Source organism: Rhodovulum sp. BSW8 (assembly GCF_003314725.1).
Lineage (GTDB): Bacteria > Pseudomonadota > Alphaproteobacteria > Rhodobacterales > Rhodobacteraceae > Rhodovulum > Rhodovulum visakhapatnamense.
On record NZ_QNVX01000031.1, the window covers coordinates 82,815 to 91,518 of the forward strand.

Annotated in this window: 11 protein-coding genes and 1 pseudogene; all 12 read left to right on the top strand. The window is 70.6% G+C overall.

Annotated features, from left to right (window positions below):
* The first annotated feature begins 122 nt into the window (after positions 1–122).
* A complete protein-coding gene (locus DSD19_RS21495) occupies positions 123–308 on the top strand; it encodes a hypothetical protein (protein ID WP_133260438.1) in 186 nt (61 codons plus the stop codon).
* A gap of 253 nt (positions 309–561) precedes the next feature.
* Positions 562–834 carry a DUF2312 domain-containing protein gene (locus DSD19_RS13730; RefSeq protein ID WP_243627980.1) on the top strand — a complete coding sequence of 91 codons (273 nt, stop codon included), beginning with the start codon at positions 562–564 and terminating at the stop codon, positions 832–834.
* Complete coding sequence (locus DSD19_RS13735; RefSeq protein WP_113669990.1) at positions 834–1,376, top strand: hypothetical protein; 543 nt, start codon at positions 834–836, stop codon at positions 1,374–1,376. Before DSD19_RS13730 ends, DSD19_RS13735 begins: the two co-directional genes overlap by 1 nt.
* A 36-nt stretch (positions 1,377–1,412) precedes the next feature.
* The gene (locus DSD19_RS13740; RefSeq protein ID WP_113669991.1) at positions 1,413–2,030 is read left to right on the top strand and encodes a hypothetical protein; all 618 of its coding nucleotides are present in this window, start codon (positions 1,413–1,415) and stop codon (positions 2,028–2,030) included.
* 256 nt (positions 2,031–2,286) lie between these two features.
* Positions 2,287–2,859: a hypothetical protein gene (locus tag DSD19_RS13745; RefSeq protein WP_113669992.1), complete on the top strand. Its 573-nt coding sequence runs from the start codon at positions 2,287–2,289 to the stop codon at positions 2,857–2,859.
* Entirely contained in the window at positions 2,856–3,515 is a 660-nt protein-coding gene (locus DSD19_RS13750) for a hypothetical protein (protein ID WP_113669993.1), read from the top strand. The genes DSD19_RS13745 and DSD19_RS13750 overlap by 4 nt, the downstream gene beginning before the upstream one ends.
* Positions 3,516–3,613: 98 nt before the next feature.
* Positions 3,614–3,997, top strand: a complete 384-nt coding sequence (locus DSD19_RS13755) for an HNH endonuclease (protein WP_113669994.1) — start codon at positions 3,614–3,616, stop codon at positions 3,995–3,997.
* Positions 3,998–4,126: 129 nt separating this feature from the next.
* Entirely contained in the window at positions 4,127–4,564 is a 438-nt protein-coding gene (locus DSD19_RS13760) for a P27 family phage terminase small subunit (protein ID WP_113669995.1), read from the top strand.
* The gene (locus tag DSD19_RS13765; RefSeq protein WP_113669996.1) at positions 4,551–6,212 is read left to right on the top strand and encodes a terminase large subunit; all 1,662 of its coding nucleotides are present in this window, start codon (positions 4,551–4,553) and stop codon (positions 6,210–6,212) included. Before DSD19_RS13760 ends, DSD19_RS13765 begins: the two co-directional genes overlap by 14 nt.
* On the top strand, positions 6,209–7,510 hold the full coding sequence (locus tag DSD19_RS13770; RefSeq protein WP_113669997.1) for a phage portal protein: 1,302 nt from the start codon (positions 6,209–6,211) through the stop codon (positions 7,508–7,510). The genes DSD19_RS13765 and DSD19_RS13770 overlap by 4 nt, the downstream gene beginning before the upstream one ends.
* Positions 7,510–8,430: a S49 family peptidase gene (locus DSD19_RS13775; protein WP_113669998.1), complete on the top strand. Its 921-nt coding sequence runs from the start codon at positions 7,510–7,512 to the stop codon at positions 8,428–8,430. Before DSD19_RS13770 ends, DSD19_RS13775 begins: the two co-directional genes overlap by 1 nt.
* A gap of 83 nt (positions 8,431–8,513) precedes the next feature.
* Positions 8,514–8,704, top strand: a pseudogene (locus DSD19_RS13780) (phage major capsid protein); the annotation flags it as partial.

The window sequence follows — 8,704 nt, forward strand, 5'->3', positions numbered from 1 at the left end:
CCCGCGCCGCGGCCCGGGTTTTCGAGGCGCGGGCGGAAAAGTTTTTGGCGCGGTTCAAGGGGCGCGCGTGATGACGGCGCGAAGCGACATCGCGGCCGAGGTTCAGGCAACGGGAGCGGAACATGGGACTTATGGAAATGCTGGCCCTCATCCTCGGCATTCAGGTCTCGGTGGGCGTGATCTTCCTGGGCGCCCTCATCTGGGGGATGCGCCACATGGCCGAGACCAGACGCCGCCTGGACGCGGAGGCAGCGGATTTCGACAGGAAACATGCCCGCTTTCTACGGACGGTGCACCGGCTTCGGTAGCGAGCGGCCGCAACGGCATCGCCCATGCCGCCATTCGGGGCCTTCGCCCCGTTTCCGCAGTCCGGCCGGACGCCGGGCACCTCCCTGACGACTGGCCGGGCAGAACGGTCTTCCCCCTCGGGCTGCCGGGCACCTTTGGGGAGGATGCAGCATGACCGCGCCGCAGGATGCCACCGTGACCCTGACCGGCCCGAACGGGGCGACGACCGGCCCGATCCCGCTCGATAGCTTTACCGCCGGGGCGCGGCTGCCGATGAAGGAGACCGCCGAGGATGATGCGGTGCGCGACCGGACCTACCGCGTTGCGGCCGACGAGCTGCGGGGCTTCATCGAACGTTTCGAGGCCCTGGCCGAAGAGAAGGCCGCCCTCGGCGATCAGCAGAAAGAGGTGATGGCCGCCGCCAAGGCGCGTGGCTACGACACCAAGGCCCTGCGCCGGATCATCGCGCTGCGCAAGCGCCACGCGGACGACATCGCCGAGGAAGAGGCGGTCCTGCAGCTCTATCGCGAGGCCCTGGGGATGTGATGGCCACGCGGATTTACACCGACCTCACCATCCGCGGCACGACCTATCCCGATGCGGCGACCGCCGCCCGGGCGCTGGGGGTGACCCCCGAGGCGGTGCGCTCGGCCGCGCGCAAGGGGCGGCTCGACCGGGTGGGCGCGGGCCGCAAGGGGGTCGAGCCGATGCCGGTCAGGATCCGGGGCGAGCTTTTTGCCGATGCCCATGCCGCCGCCGCGCGCTTCGGGGTGACGCCGCAGGCGGTCTGGAAGGCGCTGGCCGATGGCGATCCCGACCGGATCGGACGGCCCCAGCGCCGCCCCGGCCGCGACCCGCACCCCGTCGAGATCGGGGGCCTGCGCTTTGCCTCGCAACGCAAGGCAAGCCGGGCGCTGGGGTTCTCTGACGACTATCTCTCCCATGCCCTGACCCGGGGCGGCCGCGCCGCCCGCGAACGCATTCTGGCCGCCGCAATGGCGCTCAGCGCCCGGCAGGCCAGCCCCCGCACATCGTCACCGACCGGGCCCGCGGGCCCGGACCAGATGGAGGAGTTTCCCCATGGATAGACCAGATCCCCTGCGCCCGGACGGGGCGCCCGCGTGATGGCCGCGCGTCGCCATCTGGCCCCGGTCGAGACCGGCGATCTGCCGGACTACCCGATTTCCAGCGAGGACCGGCTCGATTCCCATTTCTTCGTGCAGTGGAACCTCAAGCGCTGGCGCAAGAGCGAGTTCCGCCAGCTCGCCGAGCCCGAGGTCGGCTGGTACGGCTTCCTGCTGATCTGCGAGGCCCATGACGAGACCCCGGTGGGCACGCTGCCGACCGACGAACGCCTGCTGGCCAAGGCGCTGGGGATCACCGTCGACCGCTGGCACCAGATCTGCGAGCGCGAGATGACACCGCTGCATGGCTGGTCGCGGGTGCGCTGCGACAATGGCGAGATCCGACTGGCGCATCCGGTGGTGACCGAGGTCGCGGTCGAGGCGCTGGCCAGCAGCCGCCGCAACCGCGCCGAGGCCGAACAGCGCCGCCGCAACAAGCGGCTGAAGGATCTGCGCGAGATGATCGAAAAGCGGATCGGCGCCGGGCAGCTGTTGCGCGGGCCGCAATTCCTCGACCGCTTCGACGACTGGCTGGCCGAGCGCTACCCCGAAACCCAGCGCCGCGAAGGCTTCATCCGCCAGGCGCTGGACGAGTTCACCGCGGAGATGGCCCGATGATCCGGTCAGGTTCGATCTGTGACATTCCGTTACCGTCACAGAATATTCCGGAACGATCACGGAAAATCACGGAACCGGACGGAAAAGTCACGGAATTTTCCGTGTTTCCGCCGGGCGATCCCCTTTTTTGCGCCGTTTCCGTCACCGCTGAAAGGAGAGGAAACGAGAAGAAACGAGAAGAGACACCCCGGGCGCGCCGCCCCGGACGGGGGCGCGGAGGGCCAGGCGGGGCGAGGCTGAGAAGAAGGGAGCGGAGATGGACGCGAAGGAACAGGCCGAGGGCGAGAAGCGGGTGCGGGATCTGCTGATCGGGCCGCTGCTGCGGCGGGGGCTTGTGAAGCCGGGCGCGATGACGAAGGCGCAGTTCGAGGAGATGCTGGCGGATCTCGCCAAGCGGCTGGCCTACATGACCCCGCCGAACCTGGCCGCGCTCGAGGAGATGGCGGCGGCCGCGCCCGGCGGCAAGGACCGCGACCGGTTTCCCATCGCCAATGCGATCCTGAAGGCGGCGACGCAGATCCAGCCGCCCGCCGACGATGCCTCGCCGCTGATCCGGGCGGTCTTCGCCCATGCGGTCGGGCGGCAGGCGCTGGCCGAGGGCTGGGCGCCGGAGCTGCTGGACGATCTGCGCCGGACCCGGCGCTGGCCGGGCGGCTATGCGCTGGGTCAGATCCGCCAGGCGGCGGGCGAGGCGCTGCGCCGCCACGCGCATCTGGCGGGCGCCGATCCGGCCCGCCTCGATCCGGCCGAGGCGGCATGGCTCCGCGACCGCGAGGCCCAGCTGGCCCGCTGCCGCCGCATCGCCGATCTGGCGGGGGCGGCAGCATGACCGCCGCGATCCGCCCCCCGGCGCAGACTGCCTCCCGGACCCGGCGCGCGATGCCGGTGCGCGCGGCCCTGGAATGGGCCTTCGGCACCGAATGCGCGCGGCTCGACCATGACGAGATCGGGGCGGTCGGCGGCACCGGCTGGCGGTCCTACGGCATGGAATACGTGGCCCTCGAACGCGCCCAGCTCGGCACCCGGGTCGACACGAGCCGCGGCCGGTCGACCCCGCATGACGATGCCGAGCTGATCGCGACCGTGGTCCGGAACACGCTGCCCTGGTACGCCGCGACCCTCGTCGCCGACCTCGCCCGCGCGGGCCGCTGCCCCGACTGGATGCCCGATGCCCGCCCGCATTGCGTTCCGGTCAAGTGGCGGCCGAGCCCGGCAGGGCCGCGCGCCGCGCAGGACTTCGGCGACACTTGGCGATACCGGGCCGGGCGCGGTCGGAACGGCAACAAGCTGGTCGAGTTGCGCGCGCCGTGCTGCCCGGTGACCTACTATCCTACCGCCGGTCAGATCGCATCGGCTCGGCGCGCCTGGCTCGACTGGTACGGTTACCTGCTGCAGGTGCGGTGCGCGCTCGAAGCTGCCGGACTGCGCAGCCTCCGCCTGACCGACGACATGCCGCCGATGACCCCGTGGAAAAATTCTTCTTGACTATTTAGGCATCCATGATTGACAAACAGTCAGCTCCCAAGCTGCGCCCGGAGCGGATCCCCCGCTGCGGGCGTTCTGCGTTCCGGGAGGCCTCATCCATGACGATCCGCAAGCTCTGCGCGGCCTCGGGCTGCGACGACCTCGCCATGCCTGGCGCGGCGCTCTGCCCGGACCACGAGGCCGAGCGGATCGACCGGGGCCGCGCGCGGCGGGCGAAGGTGAAGACGGCCGAGGAGATCCGGCGCCGCGCGAAGCTCTATGCCAGCCCCGCCTGGAAGACCGCGCGCGCCGCGTTTCTTGAGGCCAACCCGCTCTGCGCCGATTGCGCGGGGCTGGGGCTGGTGACCCCGGCCACCGAGGTGGATCACATCGCGCGGCACGAGGGCGACCGGGCAAAGTTCTGGGATCGGTCGAACTGGCAGGCGCTCTGCAAGAGCTGCCACAGCCGCAAGACCGCCCGCGAGGTGCTCGGGCGTCCCTGACACCGGGGGGGTCCAAAAATCCGAGGCCCCCCTCGGGAACCGCGCATGGGAGCTTTCCTGTTGCGCGGGCCGAATTGGCAAAAAAAGCCCACGAACATAAGCCCCGAGACAAAAACAGAGGGAGGTCCGATGCGCGGTCAGAAGCCGAAGCTCGACAATGTCGTGCCGATGAAGGCCGACCAGACGGCGCCCGTGCCCGAGGCGCCCGACTGGATGAGCGCCGAGGGGCGCGATGTCTGGGACCGGCTCGCCCCGGTGCTGGCGGGCAAGCGGCGGCTCGATCCGGCCTATCACGATCCCTTCGCGATGTATTGCGAATCCGTGGCCGATGTCATCCGCTTCACCGGCGACATCGCGGCCTTCGGCAGCTGGTACGAGGTCGCGACCCGGAACGGGCGGCAGCAGAAGAAGCGCGCGGTCTGGGGCCAGCGGCAGGACGCCATTGCCACCATGAACCAGCTGGCCGCGCGGTTCGGCATGACGCCGGTCGACGAGGCGCGGATGAGCGCGGGCGGCCAGGGCGATCTCTTCGGCGAGATCCTGAGGACCCTCGATGGAACCGATTGACCATCCCGTGTCGCGCTATGCGCTCGACGTGATCGAGGGGCGCGAGGTGGCGGGCGCGCTGGTGCGGCTCGCCTGCGAACGCCACCTGATGGATCTGGAAACGGGCGCCGACCGCGGGCTCTGGTTCGACTGCAAGGCGGCCTCGCGCGTTCTGAACTTCGCCCGCCTGATCCAGCACACGACGGGTCCGGCGGCGGGCCGCCCGCTGGACCTGACCCCCTGGCAGGTGTTCCGGCATGGCTCGGTCTTCGGCTGGAAACAGGCGGACGGGCTGCGCCGGTTCCGCACCACCTATCACCAGGTCGCGAAGAAGAACGGCAAGACCACCGACACGGCGGTGCCGATGCTCTACACCCAGCTCTTCGACGGCGAGGCGGCGCCGCAGGGCTTCTGCACCGCGACGACGCGGGATCAGGCGGGGCTTCTGTTCCGGGAACTGCGGCGGATGATCAAGGCCGCGCCCGCGCTGTCGGCCTTCATGGACACGGGCAACAAGCACCTGATCTCGACCGCGATCACCAATGGCACGATCCGGACGCTGAGCCGCGACGGCAATTCGGCGGACGGCATCAACCCCAGCTTCGTCGCCCGCGACGAGGTGCACCGCTGGACCGACCGGGAACTGGCCGAGGTGGTGGTCAATTCGATGATCGCCCGCGCCCAGCCCATCGACTGGGCGATCACCACGGCAGGCGCCGACATGGCCTCGATCTGCGGCGAGCTGCGCGAATATTCCGCGACCGTGCTCAGGGGCGATGTCCAGGACGACAGCTTCTTTGCCTATGTGGCCGAGCCGCCTGGCGATTGCGACGTGGGCGATCCGGTGGCCTGGAAGATGGCCAATCCCAATCTGGGCGTGGCCTTCAGCGAGGAGCGGTTCGCGGAACTTTACCGCGAGGCGACGGTGATCTCGGGCAAGATGCCGAACTTCCGGCGGCTGCACATGAACCTCTGGACCGAGGGGGCGCAGTCCTGGATCGAGCGCGAGATCTGGGACAAGGGCGCCGAGCCCTTCGCGCCCGAGGCGCTTTACGGCCGCCCGGCCTGGGTGGGGCTGGACCTGTCCAAAACGACCGACCTCACCTCGATCTGCGTGGCGATCCCGAAGGACGGGCAGGTGTTCCTGATCAGCTATTCCTTTTTGCCCTCGGGACCGAAGGGCTTCATCGCGCGGGCACAATCGGAAAAGCGCGAGTATGTCGCCTGGCGCGATCAGGGCTGGCTGGAGGTGCATGGCGGCGGCGTGATCGACGAGGACCGGGTGATCGAGCGGCTGGAATGGATCCGGGCGCGCTTCGATCTGCGCGAGCTGTCCTATGACCGCTGGGGGATGCGTTACGTGGCGAAGGAGCTGGTCAGGCGGCGGTTCCCGCTGGTCGAGCACGGCCAGGGCTATGCCTCGATGTCCTCGCCGATGAAGCGCTTCGAGCGGGCGGTGGCGCAGGGGCGGATCCGGCATGGCGGCAATCCGGTTCTGGCCTGGGCGGTGGGCAATGTGCATCGCGACGAGGATGCGGCCGAGAACATCAAGCCCAACAAGGCGCGCTCGAAGGGGCGGATCGATCCGGCGGTGGCCGCGATCATGGCGCTCGGCCGCGCCGAGGCCGAGGCGGGCAAACGCAAGGCACGGGACGTGGCAACGGTATGATCGGACTTCCTTTCCTCACGCGCGGCCGGTCGCGGCCCGAACCCCGGCAGGATCTGCGGCGCGAACCGCCGCTGACCTCGGCCATGGCCTCGGCCGGGCCGGTCGAACCCTCGGGCACCCGCGATCCGTCGCCGTGGTTCGGGGATCTCTGGGCGGGCGGGCAATCCCGCGTCCGCTCGCTGCCGGTGGTGACGCCGCTGGCGGCCCAACGTCATGCCACGGTCTTCGCCTGCTGCAACGTGATCGCGGGCGATCTCGCCAAGGTGCCGCTGCGCCTCTACCAGCGGCTGGGGCCGAGCCGCGCCGAACCGGTGGTCGAGCATGCCGCGACCTATCTTCTGAACACCGAATCCGCGCCGGGCGTGGCCGCGAGGGTCGCGCGGTTCGCCCTCGTCTATGCCTTCGCACTCCGCGGCCGGGCCTATGCCTATGCGCCCCGCGACGGGGCGGGCGAGCTGACGCTTCTCGATGTGATCCGCCCCGATCTCTGCGCCGAGCTCCGCGACGGCCGGGCGCGGTTCTATGCCTTCGAGGACGGGGCGGGCATCCAGCGCCGGGCGCCGTCCCGCGCCATGGTGCATCTGCGCTACATGGCCGAGGACGGCTGGACCGGCCGCAGCCCCTTGCAGGTCGCGGCGGAATCCGTGGGCCTGGCGCTGGCCGGTCAGGAGGCCGCGGCGCGCGCCGCCTCGGGCGTGCAGATGCGCGCGGTGCTGAAGATGGAGGATGTCTACGAGGACGACGAGGCCTGGCACCGCAATGCGCGGCGCGTGCGCAATGCCCTGATCGACCCCGAGGCCAACGGCATCCCGATCATCGGCGCGACCGACGACATCAAGTCGCTGGATCTCTCGGCCGCCGATCAGCAGCTCCTGGAAAGCCGCAAGTTCGACCGCGAGCAGATCGCCGCGATCTACCGGGTGCCGCCCTCGAAACTGCAGATGCTGGAACACGGGGTGAAGGCCAACGGCCAGCAGCAGGCCATCGATTACAAGACCGATTGCCTGTTGCACTGGGGCGGCTTCGTCGAGGCGCAGCTGGCGCTTGGCGTGCTGACCGAGGCCGAACGGCGGGCGGGGCTCTTCTTCCGGCACGATTACGACGCGCTGATGCAGGCGACGACGAAGGAGCGTTACGACGCGCTGAAGGCGGCGGTGGGCGGCCCGTTCCTGACCGCGAACGAGGCCCGCGCCGAGGACGGCCGCGCCCCCGTCGACGGCGGCGACCGGCTGAACCCGGCCGCGAACATGACCCGCAACGAGGATGCCGGGGCCGGAACAGAAGAGGACAAGGACTGATGGAAACGACGATTGCCAGCCTTCTGGGCGCCGCCCCCCTGGCGCTGGATCACGACTTCGGGGCGGGGCTCCTGGGGCTGCCGTTGCCCGCCGCGCCTGCCGCCGGGCCAGCGCTTTCCGGGCCGGTCGAGGTGGCCCGCGGCGAGCGCTTCGCGGTCGCGCGGGGCGTGGCGGTGATGCCGGTGCGGGGCGTGCTGACGCCCAATGCCGAGATCCTCGAACGCTTCCTCGGCTGGGCGACCTTCGCGGGCATCGAGGCGTCCTGCGGGGCGCTGGCCTCGGCCGAGGACGTGGCGGCGGTGGTGATCGAGTTCGACACGCCGGGCGGGCTGGTGCTGGGGGGTGCGGCCGCGGCGGGGGCCATCGCGGCGCTGGCGGCGGTCAAGCCCGTCCATGCGCTGGTCAATCCTCTGGCGGCTTCGATGGGCTATCACCTGGCCAGCCAGTGTTCGGATATTGCGATGACGCCCGGCAGCCTCGCGGGCTCCATCGGCGTCATGCGCCAGGCGGGCTGGCCGGTCGGGCCCGATGGCGCGGGCAACCGGTGGCAGATCTTCACCTCGACCCATGCCCGGGCCAAGCTGCCGAACCCCGAGACCGAAGGCGGCCGGGCCGAGATCCTGCGCGATCTCGATGCCCATGAGGCGGCCTTCCATGCCGATGTCGCCCGCGGCCGGGGCATCGCCCCCGAAGACCTCGCCGCGCGGCTGTCCGTCACCGACGATCCGGCCGATGGCGGGGCGACCTTCGGGCCGGAAGCGGCCATCGCCCGCGGCCTTGCCGACAGCGCCGAGACCCGCGCGGCCTTCTATGATAGGATTTTTGCCATGCACGCGCCGCGGCCTGCCGCCGCCCGACGCACTTCCGGGCGGGGCTCTCTGGCGCGCGCGGCCGCCGCGCAGGCCCGCGCGGCTCTCTGAACGACCACTCACTGAACCCAACCCACCGCCCCGTCCGGATCGCTCCGGGCGGGGCTTCTGCTTTTGCCAATCAGGAGAATGACATGCCCAAGGATCTGAACGATCTGCGCCGCGAGCGCCGCGCGGCGGCCGAGCGGATGCAGGAGCGCGCCGATGCGCTGGCCGCCCTCGAAGGCGCCGAGACCCCCGACGCCGCGGCCATCGCCGCGGCCGAGACCGCCTTTGCCGAGGCGCAGACGGGCTTCGAGACGCTGAATGCCCAGGTCGGCCGGGC